The sequence below is a fragment of the Rhodococcus aetherivorans genome (assembly GCF_011058165.1).
GTDB classification, from domain to species: Bacteria; Actinomycetota; Actinomycetes; order Mycobacteriales; family Mycobacteriaceae; genus Rhodococcus; species Rhodococcus aetherivorans.
The window spans coordinates 99,058-117,087 of sequence record NZ_JAALEG010000007.1 but is presented as its reverse complement, the minus strand read 5'-3'; the positions used below and the strand labels follow the sequence as shown (position 1 = coordinate 117,087).

At 71.3% G+C, this 18,030-nt stretch carries 15 protein-coding genes; 3 read left to right on the top strand and 12 right to left on the bottom strand.

The window, feature by feature from the left end; all coding sequences use genetic code 11:
- Positions 1–32: 32 nt before the first annotated feature.
- From alc to zwf, 9 genes are all read right to left on the bottom strand, one after another.
- Positions 33–1,019, bottom strand: a complete 987-nt coding sequence (gene alc, locus G6039_RS05070; protein WP_043799990.1) for an allantoicase — start codon at positions 1,017–1,019, stop codon at positions 33–35.
- A complete protein-coding gene (gene allB, locus G6039_RS05065; protein ID WP_043799987.1) occupies positions 1,016–2,350 on the bottom strand; it encodes an allantoinase AllB in 1,335 nt (444 codons plus the stop codon). The genes alc and allB overlap by 4 nt, the downstream gene beginning before the upstream one ends.
- Positions 2,338–3,618 carry a DUF6986 family protein gene (locus G6039_RS31195; protein WP_029546632.1) on the bottom strand — a complete coding sequence of 427 codons (1,281 nt, stop codon included), beginning with the start codon at positions 3,616–3,618 and terminating at the stop codon, positions 2,338–2,340. Before G6039_RS31195 ends, allB begins: the two co-directional genes overlap by 13 nt.
- A 196-nt stretch (positions 3,619–3,814) precedes the next feature.
- Entirely contained in the window at positions 3,815–4,801 is a 987-nt protein-coding gene (locus G6039_RS05055; RefSeq protein WP_006944107.1) for an ROK family glucokinase, read from the bottom strand.
- 44 nt (positions 4,802–4,845) lie between these two features.
- Positions 4,846–6,288: a sugar porter family MFS transporter gene (locus tag G6039_RS05050; protein ID WP_006944106.1), complete on the bottom strand. Its 1,443-nt coding sequence runs from the start codon at positions 6,286–6,288 to the stop codon at positions 4,846–4,848.
- Between the two features lie 213 nt (positions 6,289–6,501).
- Positions 6,502–7,668 (bottom strand): ROK family transcriptional regulator, encoded by a 1,167-nt coding sequence (locus G6039_RS05045; protein WP_006944105.1) that lies wholly within the window; start codon positions 7,666–7,668, stop codon positions 6,502–6,504.
- A 185-nt stretch (positions 7,669–7,853) separates the two neighbouring features.
- Complete coding sequence (gene eda, locus G6039_RS05040) at positions 7,854–8,477, bottom strand: bifunctional 4-hydroxy-2-oxoglutarate aldolase/2-dehydro-3-deoxy-phosphogluconate aldolase (RefSeq protein WP_043799984.1); 624 nt, start codon at positions 8,475–8,477, stop codon at positions 7,854–7,856.
- Positions 8,478–8,488: 11 nt separating this feature from the next.
- Positions 8,489–10,321, bottom strand: a complete 1,833-nt coding sequence (edd, locus tag G6039_RS05035; protein WP_043799981.1) for a phosphogluconate dehydratase — start codon at positions 10,319–10,321, stop codon at positions 8,489–8,491.
- Positions 10,318–11,781 (bottom strand): glucose-6-phosphate dehydrogenase, encoded by a 1,464-nt coding sequence (gene zwf, locus G6039_RS05030; RefSeq protein ID WP_029546630.1) that lies wholly within the window; start codon positions 11,779–11,781, stop codon positions 10,318–10,320. Before zwf ends, edd begins: the two co-directional genes overlap by 4 nt.
- Before the next feature lie 168 nt (positions 11,782–11,949).
- Here zwf and G6039_RS05025 point away from each other — a divergent pair, with 168 nt between their 5' ends.
- A complete protein-coding gene (locus G6039_RS05025) occupies positions 11,950–13,134 on the top strand; it encodes an ROK family protein (RefSeq protein ID WP_043799978.1) in 1,185 nt (394 codons plus the stop codon).
- 5 nt (positions 13,135–13,139) lie between these two features.
- Here G6039_RS05025 and G6039_RS05020 read toward each other — a convergent pair whose 3' ends face one another.
- A complete protein-coding gene (locus G6039_RS05020) occupies positions 13,140–14,315 on the bottom strand; it encodes an ATP-binding protein (protein ID WP_043799975.1) in 1,176 nt (391 codons plus the stop codon).
- Between the two features lie 171 nt (positions 14,316–14,486).
- Between G6039_RS05020 and G6039_RS05015 the strand changes: the two genes are divergently transcribed.
- Positions 14,487–15,101, top strand: a complete 615-nt coding sequence (locus G6039_RS05015; RefSeq protein WP_051446064.1) for a TetR/AcrR family transcriptional regulator — start codon at positions 14,487–14,489, stop codon at positions 15,099–15,101.
- Positions 15,098–16,732, top strand: a complete 1,635-nt coding sequence (locus G6039_RS05010) for an MDR family MFS transporter (RefSeq protein WP_043799969.1) — start codon at positions 15,098–15,100, stop codon at positions 16,730–16,732. Before G6039_RS05015 ends, G6039_RS05010 begins: the two co-directional genes overlap by 4 nt.
- Here the strand turns inward: G6039_RS05010 and G6039_RS30970 are convergent.
- Positions 16,650–17,036 (bottom strand): sigma factor-like helix-turn-helix DNA-binding protein, encoded by a 387-nt coding sequence (locus tag G6039_RS30970; protein WP_043799967.1) that lies wholly within the window; start codon positions 17,034–17,036, stop codon positions 16,650–16,652. The two genes, G6039_RS05010 and G6039_RS30970, sit on opposite strands and share 83 nt — an antisense overlap.
- A gap of 249 nt (positions 17,037–17,285) precedes the next feature.
- Positions 17,286–17,867, bottom strand: coding sequence for a P-loop nucleotide/nucleoside kinase family protein (locus tag G6039_RS05000; RefSeq protein WP_043799963.1), 582 nt, complete (start codon positions 17,865–17,867; stop codon positions 17,286–17,288).
- Between the last annotated feature and the right edge of the window lie 163 nt (positions 17,868–18,030).

Genomic DNA, 18,030 nt, shown 5'->3' with positions numbered 1-18,030 from the left:
GCCGCTGCTTGCACCGTCGTTCACGCAGGAAGTCAGATTTCCGCCGCAGGCGACGTCAACCGCCCGTGCACGCGCAGCCGGGCGATGCCCCCGTCGGGGTAGACGTCGAGCCGCACGTGCCGCAACGGCACGGCCGCGTCGACGCGGAACCGGTGCCGGCAGTCGGGCAGCAGTGCCGTCTGCGGCACGAGCTCGACCCACGCGGATTCGTCGGAGAGCGCTGCGCCGTCCGGGATTCCGATCAGTCGTGCCCACCCGGGGGCGTTGCCGACGAAGTACGAGGTGTCGATTTCGACGTGGTCGACGTGGCCCTCCCCGGCCAGGCGCACCACCACATGGTCGTTGCCGCCGTCGCGGCGGCGGGCGTTCTCCCAGCCCTCGCCCATGTGCCGCGCCCGGCCGGGGGCGATGATGTTGCGCGGGGACGAGTAGAAGCGGTTCGAGCAGTCCACCACGTCGGCCCCGTGCTCGAGCGCGGCGAGGTCGATCGTCCCGGTGAGGAACGCCGGGTCGGGCCGGGGCTCGCCGTGCACCCGCAGCCGGGCCACCCCGCCGTCGGGAAAGATGTTGAGCCGCAGGTGTGTCCATCGGAATTCGCTGTCGACCGCGAAGGTGTTGGCGGTGTCCCCGGCGAGGGCCACCTTGTCGAGGATCGGCTGCCACGGCGCCGCGAGCAGCTGGTCCGGTGTCGGATACCCCTCCGTCTCGACGGCGTCCACCGAGGCGAACGGCGGGTAGTTGCCGGTGAACCATGCGGTGTCGATCACCACGCCGCGCACGACTCCGGGCACCCCGAGCCGGACGATCGCGAAGTCGTGGCCGGGTTCGCGGCGCCGACGGGTCTCCCAGCCGTCGTACACCTTGCCCTTGTGCCCGAAGTCCCCGGTGTCGAAGGCCGGGGGTTCCGGGGTGACGAGATTCTCCCGCTGGGCGAACAGTTCGTCGTTGGCGTACACCACGGAGCCGGCGAGGGTCCGGGACGCGAGGTCGGGCAGCTGCAGGAAGGCGGGGTCGGTCACGGGTTCGTCCTCTCACGGTCGAGCAGGCGCCCGCGCGGCGTCCGGCCCACGGGGCGGCCGCCGAGCCACGTCCCGCGGACCACCCCGGCAAGCGCGGTCTCGGCATAGGGGGTGACGGCGTTGCGGTGGTGCAGGCGTTCGGGGAAGACGACGAACGCGTCGTCGGGGGCGAGGACGCAGAAGTCCGCGACGTTGCCGATCGCGATCTCGCCCCGGTCGGTCATGCCCACCAGGTCGCGGGGGCCTCGGGCCATCCATCGGGTCACCTCCGTCAGGGTGTGGCCGCGGCGCCTGGCCTGGGACCACACGATCGGCAGGCCGAGCTGCAGCGACGAGATGCCGCCCCACGCCTCGGCGAAGTCTCCGGTCGCGAACTTCTTCAGTTCCGGCACGCACGGCGAGTGGTCCGAGACCACCGCGTCGATCGTGCCCTCGGCGAGGCCGCGCCACAGGTCTTCCCGGTTGCTCGCCTCGCGGATCGGCGGGCAGCATTTGAAATGGGTCGCACCGTCCAGGATCTCCTCGCTGAACAGCGACAGGTAGTGGGGGCACGTCTCGACGGTGACGGGCACGCCGTCGGCCTTGGCCTGCGCGATCAGCGGCAGGCTCCCGGCGTCGGACAGGTGCAGAATGTGGGTGCGGCAACCCGTTTCCCGGGCGCCCTCGAGCACCTGGGCGACGGCCCGCGACTCCGCGGCCGGCGGACGCGACCGCAGGAAGCCGGCGTACCGGCGGCCCGCGGCCGGCGGCTGGGCGTCGAGGGTGGGCCCGTCCTCGGCGTGGACGATGAGCAGGCCCCCGAAGCCCGCGATCGTGCGCATCGCGGCGAGCATCTGTTCCCGGTCGAGCGGCGGATACTCGTCCAGCCCGGAATGGGCGAGGAAGCACTTGAAGCCGTACACGCCCGCGTCCCAGAGCGGTTCGAGGTCGGCGAGGTTGCCCGGCACGGCGCCGCCCCAGAATCCGACGTCGACCGAGATCTGTTCGGCGGCAACCTTCTTCTTGACCTCCAGCGCAGCGACGTCGACGGTGGCCGGCACGGAGTTGAGCGGCATGTCCACGACGGTGGTGACGCCGCCCGCGGCGGCCGCGCGGGTCGCGGTCGCGAATCCCTCCCACTCGGTGCGGCCGGGGTCGTTGATGTGCACGTGCGTGTCGACCAGACCGGGCAGAAGAGCCTCGTCGTCGGCGAGGACAACCTCCTCGGCGCCCGCGGGGGCAGGGGCGTCGTAGGCCCCGATCGCGGCGATGCGCCCGTCCCGGAGCACGACCGAGCAGGGGTGTTCGCGGTCGCCGACGACGGCGCGTCGCGTGCGGATCACGGTGGGCATCCGGTGGGTCCTTCCTGTCGGCCCGCGAGCCGCGCCAGCCGGTCCGGCGTGGTCTCCGCGCGGTCGCGGACCTCGGTCTCGGTGAGGGCTCCGCAGGCGAGGCCGCGGAGCAGGAATGTGGCCAAGGCTCGGGCCGTCGCGGGTTCGTCGAGATAGCCGGAGTCACGCCCCGGCGACAGGTAGGCGGCGACGCGGGCCGCCGCGGTGGGGAACGAACGGCGGTAGAACGCGAACGTCGCGGCATAGCGGGTGGGCAGTTGCGCGGGGTGCAGGTCCCAGCCCTGGTAGAACCCGCGGCGCAGCGACCGCTCCACCAGCCGGGCGTGCAGGCCCCACGCGGCCCGGATCTGTTCGCGGGTGCCGACGGGGAGGCGGTTGGTGGATCCGTCGGACAGGGGTACGCCGGTGCCGGCGGCGGCCACCTGCATGGTGGCCTTGGCGTGGTCGGCGACGGGGTGGTCCATGGCCTGGTATTCGGCGGCGATGCCGCACGCGGCGGAGTAGTCGTAGGTGCCGTAGTGCAGTCCCGCGCAACGGCCCGCGGCGGCGTGCAGCATCCGCGCCACCTGCGCGGTGCCGTCGGGACCGCAGATCGCCTGCGGGGTCTCGATCTGGATCTCGAACCGCAGGGGAACGGCGAGCCCGTGCGCACGCTCGAGGTGCTCGCACACGGTGACCATCGCGGAGACCTGCTCGGGTGCAGTCACCTTCGGCAGGGTCACGACGAAACCGTCCGGAGCGGAGGTCTTCTCGGCGAGAGCACCGACGAAGGCGTCGAGCGTGCGGATCCCGCGACGGCGGGTGGCGGGCTCGAGACACTTGAAGCGCAGCCCCACGAACGGGGTGGCGGAGGGATTGCCCGCGAGAACGGTGGCGGTCCGAGCGACGTGGGCGTCCTCGTCGGTGTCGCGGTGCGGGCCGGGCACGTCCGTCTGGGGAAAACCGTCCTCGAAGTCGATGCGCAGATCTTCGATCGGCTCGGTGCCGAGCTTGGCCCGCACGAGCGGTAGGACCTGTTCGGCGAGCTCCGGTTCGATCCCCGTCACGCCGGCCAGGTCGCCGGGGCCGGAGCAGTTCTCGTCGAGCGCCCGGCGGGCGTGTGCACCCCACTCGGCGACGGTCGTCGCGTCGTACCGGTGGGCCGGCACGTACACGGTGTGCACGGGTTGCCGCGCCGGTGTCGTCCCGGGATAGGCGGTGGCGTACGCGGCGTCGACGGGCCCGAGCGTCGCGTCGAGCGAGGCGTGGAGCCGTTCGAGTCCGTCCACCGCTGCACACTCCCGTCGTCTGTATCCACGGCTGTATACGCGTGGCTCCGCCGACGGTAGTGGCGTCGTGTCAAGCGAACGGTTAACCGCGGTAACGACGGTGTTACGCGGTGGACCGCGTGCGGCGAGCGAATGTATCGCTCACCTCCTCAGTCCGAGTCGGTGATACATTCGCTCGCCCCACCCGGGCGGGTGCTCAGCCGGCGGCCGAGAGATCGAGGCGCGTGGCCGACAGATCCGTGCGGCGCCGGGCCAGGTCAGCGGCGCCGACGATCCCGGCGTCGGGGCCGAGCTCGGCCAGGCGCACCGGGGCGGCCGGGCGGTGCCCGCGTCCGGTCAGCCGCTGGGCGAACGTGGCGACGGCGGGCCCGCGCAGCAGTTCCCCGGCCTCGCACACACCGCCGCCGAGGACGAACACCTCCGGGTCGAGGAACGCGGCGAGGTCCGCCATGCCGTGCCCGAGCCACGTGCCGATCGTGCGGAAGCACTCGAGCGCGGCGGCGTCGCCCTCGCGGGCGGCGGTGGTGACGTGGTGCCCGGTAATCTGCTCGGCGCGCCCGCCGGCCAGCTCGAGCAGCCGGCCGGCGAGCGCGGGCGAGACGCTCGCGATCTCCTGCGCCTCCCGCACCAGGGCCCGCCCGCTGGCGTAACGCTCCCAGCAGCCGTGGTTCCCGCACCCGCAGCGACGGCCGTGCGGCTCGACGTTGAGATGGCCGAGTTCCGCGGCCAGCCCCGAGGCTCCGCGGTGCAGGGCGCCGTCGATGATCAGACCACCGCCGATGCCGGTGCCGACGGTGAGCACGATCGCGGTGCGGGCACCCCGGCCGGCGCCGAAGCGTGCCTCGCCCCAGGCGGCGGCGTTGGCGTCGTTCTCGACGACGGTCGGCAGCCCGCACGCGGCCTCGACGGCCTCGCCGAGCGGTTCGCCGCGCCACGCGAGGTTGGGGGCGAACAGCACGGTACGGCGATCGGACGCGACGAATCCGGCGGCGCCGATGCCCACCGCGCACACGTCGTGCGCGGCGCGGAGTTCGCGGACCACGTCGGCGACGACGTCCTCGGTGCGGGCGGGGTCGTCCGACGGGGTGGCGCGGCGGAGCCGGGCGTGCAGGGTGCCGTGTTCGTCGACCACGCCGGCGGCGACCTTGGTGCCGCCCACGTCGATTCCGATGGTCAGTGCCATGTCTGTTCTCTCCCTGACTGTTCTGTTACCGGGGTGCCCGGGATTCAGGCGGCGTCCATGTCCTCGAGCTCGCGGCCCTTGGTCTCCTTGACCCAGCGCAGGACGAACAGCAGCGACAGCACCGCGCACACGGCGTAGAAGCCGTACGACAGCCCCAGCGACAGTTCCTTCATGGCAGGGAAGCTCACGGTGATGACCCAGTTGGCCGCCCACTGCGCGCCGGCGGCGAGCGACAGTGCCGCCGCGCGGATCCGGTTGGGGAAGGCCTCGCCGAGCAGGACCCACACGACCGGTCCCCACGACATGCCGAACGCGACGACGAACAGGTTCGCGGCGATCAGCGCGATCGGTCCCTGCAGTCCGGTCAGGTGCGGGGTGGTCACACCGTCGACGACGGTGGTGGAGGCGGTGGCGAAGACGACGGCCATCGTGGTGAGGGTGACGGCCATGCCGGCCGAGCCGATGATCAGCAGGGGCCGGCGTCCGATGCGGTCGACGAACGCGATGGCCACGAGGGTGGTGGCGATGTTGACCACGGACGTGACGACGGTGATGACGAGGGAGCTGTTCTCGTCGAATCCCACTGCCTGCCAGAGGATGCTGGAGTAGTAGAAGATCACGTTGATGCCGACGAACTGCTGGAACACCGACAGCCCGATGCCGATCCACACGATGGGCAGCAGGCCCAGCGCGGGTCCCCTCAGGTCGCGCAGCGACGGGGTGCGCTCGTGGCCGAGGGTGGCGCGGATCGATTCGATGCGCAGGTCGATGCCCTGCTCGCCGAGCAGCGTGCCGAGGATGCCGCGGGCCTCCCCGATGCGGCCCTTCGCGACGAGATAGCGCGGGGACTCCGGGATGGTGAGCGTCAGGAATCCGTACACGAGGGCGGGAACGGTCATGGACAGGAACATCCAGCGCCACGCCTCGAGCCCGAACCACAGTTCCTCGCGGGAGCCACCCGCGAGGGCGGCGAGGGCGTAGTCGACGAGCAGGGCGGCGAAGATGCCGACGACGATCGCGAGCTGCTGCAGCGATCCCAGGCGACCGCGTACCCGGGCGGGGGAGATCTCGGCGATGTAGGCGGGGGCGATGACGGAGGCGAGTCCGACGCCGACACCGCCGACGATGCGGAACAGGACGAGAGTTTCGACGTTGAAGGCGAATCCGGTGCCCAGCGCGCTGACCAGGAACATCGCGGCGGCGACCTGCATGGTGGTGAGCCGGCCGTAGCGGTCCGCGATGCGGCCGGCGAGGACGGCGCCGCCGGCCGCGCCGAGCAGGGCCGAGGCGACCGCGAAGCCGAGGACGGCGGACGAGACGGCGAACCGGGATTCGATGGCCGACACGGCACCGTTGATGACGGCGCTGTCGAAGCCGAACAACAGGCCGCCGAGCGCGGCGATGGCGGCGATGCGGACCGGCACCGGGGCGCCGGCGGTGTCCGGTCCGGTGTCGGGGACGGTCGGGAGCGCGACGTGGTTGCTCATGGGACTCCTCGTGGGCGGCGGGACCCGGCCGCGGCGGTCCCGTTCCGGGAGGCGAGTGGCGGCGGTCACGCGAACTGTGTGCTGGACCACAGTAGGACGAAGCGGCGTCAGTCGTCAAGAAATGAATGAAAAAAGCGTCTTGAGACGCTACTTATGTTCGAATTTGAATCTAGTTCTGGACGTGAGTCGGCGCCGAAGCCTCGAAGATGATCTTCAGCGGGGGCTGGCCGCCCGCAGTCCGAGGGCGACCGCCCCGAGTACCTGGGCCCGGGCGCCGAGCGCCGCCGTCCGTACCTGCACGGTGCGCGCGGCGCTGGGCACCGCGTACCGCTCGATCGCGCGACGCAGGGGCTCGAGCAGCAGCTCTCCCGCCAGGGCGAGTTCGCCGCCGATCAGGAGGAGCTGCGGATTGAGCAGGTTGCACAGGCTCGCCGCCGCGACCCCGACGTGGCGGCCGGTGTCCGCGAGCACCCGGGCACACCCGGCGTCGCCGGCCTCGGCGAGTGCCACCACGTCCGCGATCGTCAGGCCGGGCCCCCGGCTCGGCTCGAGCAGCCCGATCACCACGTGCGAGGCCACCATCGTCTCTAGGCAGCCGCGGTTGCCGCACCGGCACACCTGGCCGAACTCGTCGAGGGATGTGTGGCCGATCTCGCCGGCCGTGCCGGCGCGGCCCCGGTACAGCCGCCCGTCCAGCACCAGTCCGGCGCCGACGCCGTCGGACAGCTTGATGTAGGCCAGGTCGTCCACGCCGCACCCGGCACCCCAGATGTGCTCGGCCAGCGCACCGAGATTGGCGTCGTTGTCGACGTGGACGGGAAGCGCGAGCCGCTCGGCGGCCAGTGCGGCCGGGTCGACGCCCACCCAGCCCGGCAGGATCGACGGCCCGCCGATCCGGTGCGTGGCGGACTCGACCGGCGCGGGCAGGCCCATACCGACGGCCGCGACGGCGTCGCGTCCGCACCCGAGTTCGACGAGGGCGTCGTCGAGAAGCGCACCGGCCCTTGTTATCCCGTCCTCGGCACGATGTCCGGTCGCCAGCTCGACCCGCTTCTCGGCGAGGATCTCGTGCGACAGGTCGGCGACGGCGACGGTGAGATGCCGGTGCCCGAAATCGATTCCGACGGCCAGGCCTGCCGACCGGGTGAGCTTCACGGCCCGCCCCCGCTGGCCCGGGCGCTCGGCCGCGGCCACCTCCACCAGGCCGCTGGTGGTCAGTTCCCGCACCAGATTCGACACCGTGGCCGGGGCCAGACCGGTGCGCCGGGCGATCTCCGCCTGGGTGAGTTCGCCACCGGACTGCAGAACCCGAACCACCCGTTGCTGATTGGCCGACCGCAGCGACGACTGCGAGCCGGGGTGGTCGGTGTCCTCACGCATCCGCCCAGGGTACCGTCCCTCGGCGCTCCGCTCGCTCCGGCCGGCGCGGAAGATCTGCGACCGGCCTGGTCGGATGCGCGCGTCACGCGCGCTGGTCGCGGCTGACGGCGAAACGCGCGCATCCAGCAACGCACGAGGGCTCGCCCCCGTCGCGTCCGAGTAGGACGGGGGCGAGCCCGGTCGGCCTACGCCTCGGCCAGGCGTAGTTTCGTGGTCACCTGCGCGAGGCGGGTGATCCGGGCCCAGTCCCGGGTCTGCACCGCATCGGCGGGGGTGAGCCACGAGCCCCCCACGCAGCCGACGTTGGGCAGCGCGAGGTAGTCGGGGGCGGTTGCGACCGAGATCCCGCCGGTGGGGCAGAACCGGGCCGCGGGCACGGGGGAGTGGACGGACGCGAGGAACCGGGTGCCCCCCGCGGCCTCCGCGGGAAAGAACTTCATCTCGCGGTAGCCGCGTTCGAGGAGCAGCAGCACCTCCGAGACGGTCGCGGCACCCGGCAGGTGGGGCAGTCCCGTGTCGGTCATGGCCTTCAGCAGCGACTCCGTCGCGCCCGGCGACACCAGGAAGCGCGCGCCGGCCGCCGCGGCCTGCGCGGCCTGGCCGGGTTCGACGATCGTGCCGGCACCGACGGTGATCTCGGGAACCTCGGCGGCGATCCGCTCGATCGCCTCGAGGGCGCACGGGGTGCGCAGAGTCAGCTCGATCATCGGCACACCGCCGTCGACGAGGGCCCGGGCGATCGGGACCGCGTCCGCGGCATCGTCTATCACGACGACGGGAACGACGGGGGTCACGTCCAGCAGGCTCATCGGGGTCTCCTTCACGCGGGGTTGGGTTGGAAGACGCTGGCGCCGAGGGTGGCCGGGCCCACGGCGGCCCGCAGGCCCGCGAACAGTTCCCGGCCCGTGCCCGTCCAGGCGTCGTCGGTGGGGGCGTGGCCGGTCGCCACGCGGTCGGCGAGTGTGGCGTCGGACAGGTGCACGGACAGCGAGCCGGCGACGGCGTCGACGGTGATCAGGTCGCCGTCGCGGACGCGGGCGAGCGGGCCGCCGGCCGCGGCCTCGGGCGTGACGTGGATGGCGGCGGGAACCTTGCCGGACGCGCCCGACATCCGGCCGTCGGTCACCAGCGCGACCCGGCGCCCGCGGTCCTGCAGCACCCCCAGCGCGGGGGTGAGCTTGTGCAGCTCCGGCATTCCGTTCGCGCGCGGACCCTGGTAACGCAGCACCGCCACGACGTCGCGGTCGAGTTCGCCCGCCTCGAAGGCCGCGAGGAAGTCGGCCTGGTCGTCGAACACCCGGGCCGGCGCGGTGACGATGTGGTGCTCCGGGGCGACCGCGGACACCTTGAGCACGGCCTCGCCGAGGTTGCCGTCGAGCACCTTGAGCCCGCCGTCCACGGCGAACGGGTCCACGACGCCGCGCAGCACGGTGCGGTCCAGGCTCTCGGACGGCCCGGTCTCCCACTGCAGCGTCCCGTCGCGCAGCCGCGGCTCCTGCGTGTACCGGTGCAGACCGGGGCCGGCGACGGTGGTGACGTCGTCGTGCAGCAGGCCCGCCGAGAGCAGTTCCGAGACGACGACACCGAGCCCGCCGGCGGCGTGGAAGTGGTTCACGTCGGCCGCGCCGTTGGGGTAGATCCGGGCGAGCAGCGGCACGACGGCCGACAGGTCCGCCAGGTCGCGCCACGTGAGCGTGATGCCCGCGGCTCGCGCGATCGCCACCAGGTGCATCGTGTGATTGGTGGAGCCGCCGGTGGCGAGCAGTGCGACGCAGCCGTTGACGACGGCCCGCTCGTCGACGACCTCCCCGACCGGGGTGAAGGCGGAGCCGAGCGCGGTGAGGCCGGTGACGCGGCGCGCGGCCTCGTCGGTGAGCGCGTCCCGCAGCTCGGTGCCCGGGTTGACGAAGCTCGCGCCGGGCAGGTGCAGGCCCATCACCTCCATCAGCAGCTGATTGGAGTTCGCGGTGCCGAAGAACGTGCACGTGCCGGCGCCGTGATAGGACGCGGCCTCGGCCTCGAGCAGGTCTTCGCGTCGGGCGCGGCCCTCCGCGTAGAGCTGCCGCACCCGGGCCTTCTCGCCGTTGGGCAGCCCCGACGTCATCGGCCCGGCCGGGACGAACACCGTCGGCAGGTGCCCGAAGCCCAGGGCGCCGATCAGCATGCCGGGGACGATCTTGTCGCAGACCCCGAGCATGAGCGCGCCGTCGAACATGTCGTGCGACAACGCGATAGCGGTGGACATCGCGATGACGTCGCGGCTGAACAGCGACAGCTGCATGCCGTCGCGGCCCTGGGTGATGCCGTCGCACATGGCCGGGACGCCGCCGGCGAACTGTGCGATGCCGCCTGCCTCGAGGACCGCGGCCTTCAGCCGCGCCGGGTACTCCTCGAAGGGCCGGTGCGCCGAGAGCATGTCGTTGTAGGACGAGACGATCGCGATGTTCGGCTTCACCAGCCCGCGCAGCGCGGACTTGTCGGCGGGCTCGGCCGCGGCGAATCCGTGGGCCAGGTTGGCGCACGCGAGGCGCCCGCGGGCAGGCCCCTTGTCGGCGGCGGCGCGCAGCCGCTCGAGGTAGGCGGCACGCTCGGCCCGGCTGCGCCGGACGATGCGGTCGGTGACCCGGGCGAGAACGGGATGGACGTGGCTCATGAGGAAGGTCCTTCGTACCAGGCGCGGCCGTCGCGCTCGATGAGGGTGATCGCGTCGGTGGGGCCGGACGTACCCGCCGGGTAGCGGCGCGGCACCCGGCCGGTGCGGTCCCAGGTCTGCAGGATCGGCTCGACCCATGCCCACGCGGTCTCGACCTCGTCGCGGCGCATGAACAGGGTCGGGTCACCCCGCACCACGTCCATCAGCAGCCGCTCGTACGCGTCGGGGGACGGACGGTCGAACGCGTCCACGTAGTTCAGATCCAGCGACACCGGACGCAGGCGGATCCCGCCGGGCCCGGGTTCCTTGGCGGTCATGTGCAGGCAGATGCCCTCGTCGGGCTGCAGCCGGATCACCAGGCGATTGGGTTCGGTGGCGCCCTCGGCCCGGGGGAACATCGGGTGCGGAACGTCCTTGAACTGCACCACGATCTCGGAACTGCGCTTCTCGAGACGCTTGCCGGTGCGCAGGTAGAACGGCACGCCGGCCCAGCGCCAGTTGCGCACCTCCGCGCGCACCGCGACGAAGGTCTCGGTGCGGCTGTCCGGGTTCTCCACCTCGTCGCGATACCCGGGCACGGCACCGCCGTCGACCAATCCGGGTCCGTATTGCCCGGTGACGGTGAATCTTTCGACGTCGTCGGGCGTCATCGGCCGCAGTGCCTGCAGCACCTTGAGTTTCTCGTCGCGCACGGTCTCGCGGTCGACGACCGTCGGCGGTTCCATCGCCACCAGGCACAGCACCTGCAGCAGGTGGTTCTGCAGCATGTCGCGCAGCGCCCCGGAGGTGTCGTAGTAGCCACCGCGGGTGCCCACGCCGAGGGATTCGGAGACGGTGATCTGCACGTGGTCGATCCACGTCGAGTTCCACAGCGGCTCGAGCAGGGTGTTGGCGAACCGGGTGACCAGCAGGTTCTGGACACTCTCCTTGCCGAGGTAGTGGTCGATGCGGAAGATCTGCGACTCGTCGAACACCTCGCCGACCGCGTCGTTGATCGCGCGGGCGGACGCGAGGTCGCGGCCGATGGGCTTCTCGAGCACCACCCGCGACGTCGGCTCGACGAGTCCGTGCCGGGCGAGGTGATGGGAGATCGGCCCGAACAGCGAAGGGGCGCAAGCGAGGTAGAACACGCGCACGGAGTCCGGGGCCAGGACGTCGCGCAGGGCGGACCAGTCGTCCCCGCCTGCGAAGTCGACGCTCACGTAGTCGAGGCGGTCCAGGAACCGCGTGAGGGTGCCGGCATCCAGCAGGTGGGCGGGTACGAAGCGCGCGAGCTCGCCGCGGACCTTGTCGCGGTAGCCGTCGGTGTCGAGGCCGGCGCGCGCGGCGCCGACGATCCGGCTGCCGGGCGGCAACTGGCCGTCGTGATCGCGCAGGTAGAGGGCGGGCAGGAGCTTACGGACGGCGAGGTCGCCGGTGCCGCCGAAGACGACGACGGTACAGGGAGCGGCGGGTGACATGGCTTGTCCTCCCGAATGAGGGGGTGAGGGCTGTCACTGGCAACCGTAGAACATCTTCCGCACTGAAACAACAAACTTACGCATTTCTAAGAACAAAGTCCGGTTCGACGCAGCACGCCGCGGCTGCACGAGGCGCTCTCGGGTGCGGTTCCTTGGTTCAATGGCGGTATGAGCCGATCCTCCAGCGCGCCCGCCACAGCGGGCGAGGTCTTCGCCCTCGTCCGCGCCGGCGCCGCGACCACCCGAAGCGAGATCGGGCACCACACCGGGCTCTCCCGCACCGCCGTCGCCGCCCGGGTCGCGGCACTCCAGGACCTCGGCCTCGTCGTCGAAACGGAGGAGGGGCCCTCCACCGGTGGGCGGCCACCGCTCACCCTCACCTTCGGGGCCGGCGCGGGCATCGTGCTCGTCGGCGCGATCGGCCGCAGCCGCACCCAGCTCGCCGTCTGCGATCTCGCCGGGGAACTGCTCCGGACCGAGGACCTCGAGCAGGAGATCGGGGCGAGCCCGGGCGAGCTGATGCCGAAGATCGCCGCGCACCTCGCCGACCTGCGCGACGCGCTCGGTCCCGGCGCGCCCCGCACCGTCGGCATCGGGGTGAGCCTGCCGGGCACGGTGGACACGGTCCGCGGCTGCAGCCTCGACTCGCCGATGATGGCCGGCTGGGACGGTGTCGAGCTGCAGCCCTTCCTCGCCGGCCTCGGTGCGGCGCCGGTGTTCGTCGACAACGACGCGAACGTCATGGTGCTCGCCGAAAGGCTCGGCGAACGACGGAAATTCGATGACATGCTCCTCATCAAGGCGTCCACGGGCCTCGGTGCGGGCATCGTGTCGGGCGGTGTGCTGCAGCGCGGCGCGGTGGGCGCGGCCGGCGAGATCGGGCACACCAAGACCGCCGCCGCGCAGGGCGTCCTGTGCCGCTGCGGCGACGTCGGCTGCGTCGAGGCGATCGCCGGGGGCTGGGCCCTGGTCCGCGACCTGCAGGAGCAGGGCCGGGACGTGACCCACATCCGCGACGTCGTAGCCCTCGCCGTCGGCGGGGATGCGGAGGCGCGCCGCATGATCCGGGACAGCGGCCGGCGGATCGGTGAGGTGATCGCCGGTGCCGTCAACCTCCTCGACCCGGCGGTGCTCGTCGTGGGTGGCGACATGGCCGAGGCCTACGACGTGTTCGTCGCCGGACTGCGCGAAACCCTCTATCGCGACGCGGTGTCCGTGGCCACCCGCGCCCTGCAGATCCTGCCCTGGTCGCACGGCGATCGCTCCGGGATGATCGGCTGCGCCTCCATGGCTCTCGACCAGGTGCTCAGCGTGCGCGCCGTGGACCGGATGGTGGCCGAGCGGGGCCGCTGATCCGGCTACTCCGCCGGTTGACGGCGGATGAAGTCGGCCATACCCGGGACGGTGAAGGCGATGCGACCGTGCTCCGGTGCCCAGATCAGGCCCTTGCGGATGGCCGAGTTGCGGACGTCGCTGACGCCGGTGGCGGTCGAGCCCATCAGCTGGGCGACCTTCCCGGACCGCGGGGTCTCCTCGCCGGTGGCGGCGAGCGCGGTGAGGTAACGGCGCTCGCGGTCGGTCGCCCGGTTCCAGCGGGACGGGAAGAATCCCTCGTCGAGGTGACGCCGGCCCACCTCGACGGCGAGTTCGGCATCCTCGAGCTGAAAGGGGCTGTGCGGAGCGATGTTCCAGATCGCCTTCCCGTACTCCTGGAGGAAGTACGGGTAACCGCCGCTGGCCTGGACGAGCACGGCGAGCGCGTCGTCGGTGAAGTCCCCGCCCTGACGGCGTACCGGGATGCGCAGGGCGTCGGCTGCGGCCGCCGGGGTGAGGGGGCCGATGGTGCTGTAGAGGAACTGTCGCTCCGCGTACGAGCGGTTGCCGGCCAGCACCGCGGGAAGATTGGGTAGTCCGGCGCCGATGAGGAAGAACGGCCATTCGCGCTGGCTCGCCCGGTGCTGGACGGCGAGCAGCGCCGACAGCAGATCGGAGTCGAGGTCCTGCATCTCGTCGATGAACAACCCGAATGCGCTGGATCTGGGCCGCAGTTCGGCGGTGATCGCTTCGACGAGTTCCTCGAGGTCGAGATCGATGTCGCCACTGGCTGCCGGACGCTGGTCGAGGGAGAAGCTTGCGGTCGCCGGGCCGAGGCCGAGGCCGAGGGAGAAGCCGCGGGCGAGGTCGATGAGCGGGTCGATCGCGTGCTGGATCCGGTGCTTGCGGCTGTAGCGGCGCAGTCCGACCGTCAGCTCCTGGGAGAGCTTGGCGCGGACCGCGGTGGTGCCGGCCTCGCTGGGGCGGGCCTCGATGGCGATGGTGAGCCATCCCTGCCGGTCGGCGTGCTCGACGAGGGTGTTGAGCAGGGTCGTCTTCCCGACCCCGCGCAGTCCCGACAGGATCGGGCCACGGTCGTAGTTCTGCCGTTTGCTGCGGGCGACCAGGAGTTCGAACGCCCCGATCTGCTCGTCGCGCCCCTCGAGCGCCGGCGGCCGGAGTCCGGAGCCGGGCTTGAACGGATTGAACTCGAGGTCCATGGGGCGAGTATAGAGACTTATGGAGTTCTATCTGAAGTTCTCCATAAATGACCATAACGTCCCATAGTCGCCCGCAGACACCAGGCTTCTTTGCACTCTCGGGACAATGGTGCAATCATGCACTCTATGGATGAAAGTGCAACAACTCCGTCCGGGCGGCGGAACCGCCGGATGGAGCGCACCAGAGCCGCACTCGTCGGCGAGGCGCGCGCGCTCACCGCCCGACATGGTCTTGCCGGGTTCACCGTGGAGGAACTCTGCGAGCGGGTGGAGATCTCCCGGCGCACCTTCTTCAACTACTTCCCGTCCAAGGAGGACGCGGTCCTCGGCGAGCCCCCGCTCAGCCTGACCCCCGAGGCGGAGAACGCCTTCGTGGCCGCCGGGCGGCACGACGGGGACGGCATCTCCCCCACGCTGCTCCAGGACCTCGTCGCGGTGATCCTCGCCCAGATCGGGCGCACCGACTTCACCCGCGAGCACGCGAAGCAGTACCACGACATCATCCACCGCGAGCCGCAGCTGCTGCCCCGCATCCTGCACAACGGCGAGGCCCAGCTCCGGCGGTTCGCCGAGGTCGTCGCCCGGAGAGAGAACCTGCCTCCCGACGATCCGCTGCCGCGGACCGTCGTCTACGCGCTCGCCGACATCACCCGGCACACCGCCGACGAGTTCTTCGGCGACGACACCGATCGACCCTTCGCGGAGCTGCTGCTCCGCAATCTCGACATCGTCCGGCGACTGTTCGGACAGCGACTCGACCCCATCGAAACGGCAGGAAACCCGTGACCGCAACGTCGTCCCGGCCCGCGGCACCACCGTTGGTGCTCACGCAGCGCCGGATCTGGCTCATCTTCTCCGCGCTGATCGCCGGCATGCTGCTGTCGAGCCTCGACCAGACCATCGTCTCCACCGCGATGCCGACCATCGTCGGGCAGCTCGGCGGCGTCGAACACCAGGCCTGGATCACCACCGCCTACCTGCTGGCGACCACCATCGTGATGCCGATCTACGGAAAGTTCGGCGACGTGTTCGGCCGCCGCACCCTCTTCCTCGTAGCCATCGCGGTGTTCACCCTCGCCTCCGCCGGCTGTGCCTTCGCCACCGACTTCTGGTGGTTCGTGATCTTCCGCGCGATGCAGGGCCTCGGCGGCGGCGGCCTGATGATCCTCTCCCAGGCCATCATCGCCGACATCGTCCCGGCCGACCAGCGTGGCAAGTACCTGGGTCCGCTCGGTGCGGTCTTCGGTGTGGCCGCCGTCGCCGGCCCCCTGCTCGGCGGCTTCTTCGTCGACCACCTGACCTGGCACTGGGCCTTCTACATCAACCTGCCCGTCGGCGTGCTCGCCTTCGCGATCGCCTGGTTCACCCTCACGCTGCCCACGAAGCGGCCCGAGAAGAAGGTCGACTTCCTCGGCGTGCTCACCCTCTCGGCCGCCACCACGTGCCTGATCCTGTTCACGGACTTCGGTGGCGACCGGGGCTGGACCGACCCGCTGACCCTCGCGCTCGCCGTCGGAGTGCTCGTCGCGGCAAGCCTTTTCGTCCTCGTCGAGTCCCGCGCCGAGGATCCGATCATTCCGCTGTCGCTGTTCCGCAATCCGATCTTCGTCAATGCCACCGCGATCGGCTTCACCGTGGGCCTCGGCATGTTCGCGGCGCTGGCCTTCATGCCGACGTTCCTGCAGATGTCGTCCGGCACCTCGGCCGCGGTCTCCGGCCTGCTGATGATCCCGATGATGGCCGGCCTGATGGCCACCTCGATCGCCTCCGGCATCGCGATCACGAAAACCGGTCACTACAAGGCGTATCCCATCGCCGGTGCCCTCGTCACGGCCGCCGCGATGTTGTGGCTGACCACCCTCGAAGGCAGCACGCCGCTGTGGCTGATCTGCACGATGCTGTTCACCCTCGGCCTCGGCCTGGGTCTGATCATGCAGGTGGTCGTTCTCGTGGTGCAGAACGCCGTGCCGCCCACCGAGATCGGGACCGCGACCAGCACCAACAACTACTTCCGGGAGGTGGGCGCGTCCCTCGGCGTGGCGGTCTTCGGCACGATCTTCACCAACCGGCTGGCCGAGCAGCTCACCGCCGTATTCACCGGAGCCGGGGCCTCCCCGGAGCAGGCTGGCCAGGCGACGGCGACGCTCGATCCCGCGGCCCTGAACCAGCTGCCGGACTCCGTGCGCACCGGCGTGGTCGACGCCTACGCCGACTCCCTCGCACCGGTGTTCTGGTACCTGATCCCATTCCTGTTGGTGGCCTTCGTCATCGCGTGCTTCCTGCGGCAGATCCCGCTGTCGCACGAGGCGGGCATGGTCGCCCGCGGTGAGGCGGTCACGGAGGAACAGCTGACGCACGCGGCAGGCGCGCGACCGCACCCCGCCGAGGCCGAGGCCGGGAGTCGCCCGGCCCCGTGACGGCGCCCATGCGCGCGGGGTCGGCCAGCGCCGCCCGAAGGCGGGACAACGCGCGATGCTGACCCACACGAACGGCGCCGGGCGTCGTCCGCAGGACGGCGGCGGACTCCTCCACAGACAACCCCTCGACCACCCGCAGGCGCAGGATTTCGCGTTGCCTGAGGGTGAGCGTCGAGAGCAGCGCGTCGACGTGCTGCCGCTCGCAGCGCAGCACGCGCAGCTCCGGACCGTCCCTCTCGCATACGGAGTCCGGCCGATTCCCGCGGGCGGTTGCGGTGTCGACGGCCTGGGTGGGAGTTGTCATCGAGTCGTGCCTTCCTTGCTGGGGCATGACGCATCGCGTCCGTTCACGCACCCACACAACCGGACGACCCTCGGGCGTCCATGGGAGTGAGCCGTGGATCTGCTGGGAAGTGCGCCTTCGGTGAACCCGACACGTGTCGGGGACACCGGTCACCGAGGTGTCGATGCCACTGCGGTGCCGGAGATCGTCACTGCGGTGCCGGAGATCGTCACTGCGGTGCCGGAGATCGTCACTGCGTACCGGAGATCGTCACTGCGCGCACGGGGATCCGCCGCCGAGTGCGCAGCGGTCCGTCCCGTCCTGCGTCAGCAATCCGAACACCCGGCTCTTCGCATCGTCGCGAGTGGTGACGACGACGTGGTCCCACGGACCCCCGGCCGGGGCGTCGTCCTCGCGGGTGAGGTGCGGTCGCAGAGCCGTCCACCGATGCCAGTGCCGCGCGAACGACGACTCGTTCACCACGCGCCCGCGAGCGTGCTGTCCGGCCCGCGCGACATCGCGGGGCACGTCGAGGAAGACCAGCACCGGCGTCCAGCCTCGTCGCCGTGCCAGGCGGGCCGTCCAGTCGCGTCGGCGCCTGCGCGTGGCGGTGTCGTGAACGGCCACAGGCCCTTCGCTCCGGTGCGGTCCGGCCAGGAGGGTGCGCACCACGTCGAGGGTGTGCATGAGATGGACCAGTGGCCGGTACCAGCGATACGGCAGGCCCGGCGGAAGCGCGGCGGCGAGGCGTTCGGCCCGGCGCTCCGGATCGAGAACGGTCAGACCCGGGATGTCGTGCTCGATCCGGCGAAGCAGGGTGCTCTTACCCGCTCCGGGAACGCCACCGGCCATCAGGAAGACGGCACCGGTGTCGCGCCCGGACGGGTGTCCCGGGTGGGGGACCGTCGGAGCTGAGGTGGTTATGACGATTCCTTTCCCTGCGGGCAGATTCGTGATCGATTCTGCCGTCTCCAGGATGCCGGCAGGGACTGGGCCGACGCTGAGTCCTTCCTGA

Excerpts from the sequence above, each read along its gene's own strand:
- G6039_RS30970 (WP_043799967.1), bottom strand. The coding sequence starts at position 17,036 with ATGACAACTCCCACCCAGGCCGTCGACACCGCAACCGCCCGCGGGAAT.
- zwf (WP_029546630.1), bottom strand. The coding sequence starts at position 11,781 with ATGTCACCCGCCGCTCCCTGTACCGTCGTCGTCTTCGGCGGCACCGGC.
- G6039_RS05050 (WP_006944106.1), bottom strand. The coding sequence starts at position 6,288 with ATGAGCAACCACGTCGCGCTCCCGACCGTCCCCGACACCGGACCGGAC.
- allB (WP_043799987.1), bottom strand. The coding sequence starts at position 2,350 with ATGCCCACCGTGATCCGCACGCGACGCGCCGTCGTCGGCGACCGCGAA.
- edd (WP_043799981.1), bottom strand. The coding sequence starts at position 10,321 with ATGAGCCACGTCCATCCCGTTCTCGCCCGGGTCACCGACCGCATCGTC.
- G6039_RS05000 (WP_043799963.1), bottom strand. The coding sequence starts at position 17,867 with ATGGCCGGTGGCGTTCCCGGAGCGGGTAAGAGCACCCTGCTTCGCCGG.
- G6039_RS05015 (WP_051446064.1), top strand. The coding sequence starts at position 14,487 with ATGGAGCGCACCAGAGCCGCACTCGTCGGCGAGGCGCGCGCGCTCACC.
- G6039_RS05045 (WP_006944105.1), bottom strand. The coding sequence starts at position 7,668 with ATGCGTGAGGACACCGACCACCCCGGCTCGCAGTCGTCGCTGCGGTCG.
- G6039_RS05020 (WP_043799975.1), bottom strand. The coding sequence starts at position 14,315 with ATGGACCTCGAGTTCAATCCGTTCAAGCCCGGCTCCGGACTCCGGCCG.
- G6039_RS05055 (WP_006944107.1), bottom strand. The coding sequence starts at position 4,801 with ATGGCACTGACCATCGGAATCGACGTGGGCGGCACCAAGGTCGCCGCC.
- eda (WP_043799984.1), bottom strand. The coding sequence starts at position 8,477 with ATGAGCCTGCTGGACGTGACCCCCGTCGTTCCCGTCGTCGTGATAGAC.
- G6039_RS05025 (WP_043799978.1), top strand. The coding sequence starts at position 11,950 with ATGAGCCGATCCTCCAGCGCGCCCGCCACAGCGGGCGAGGTCTTCGCC.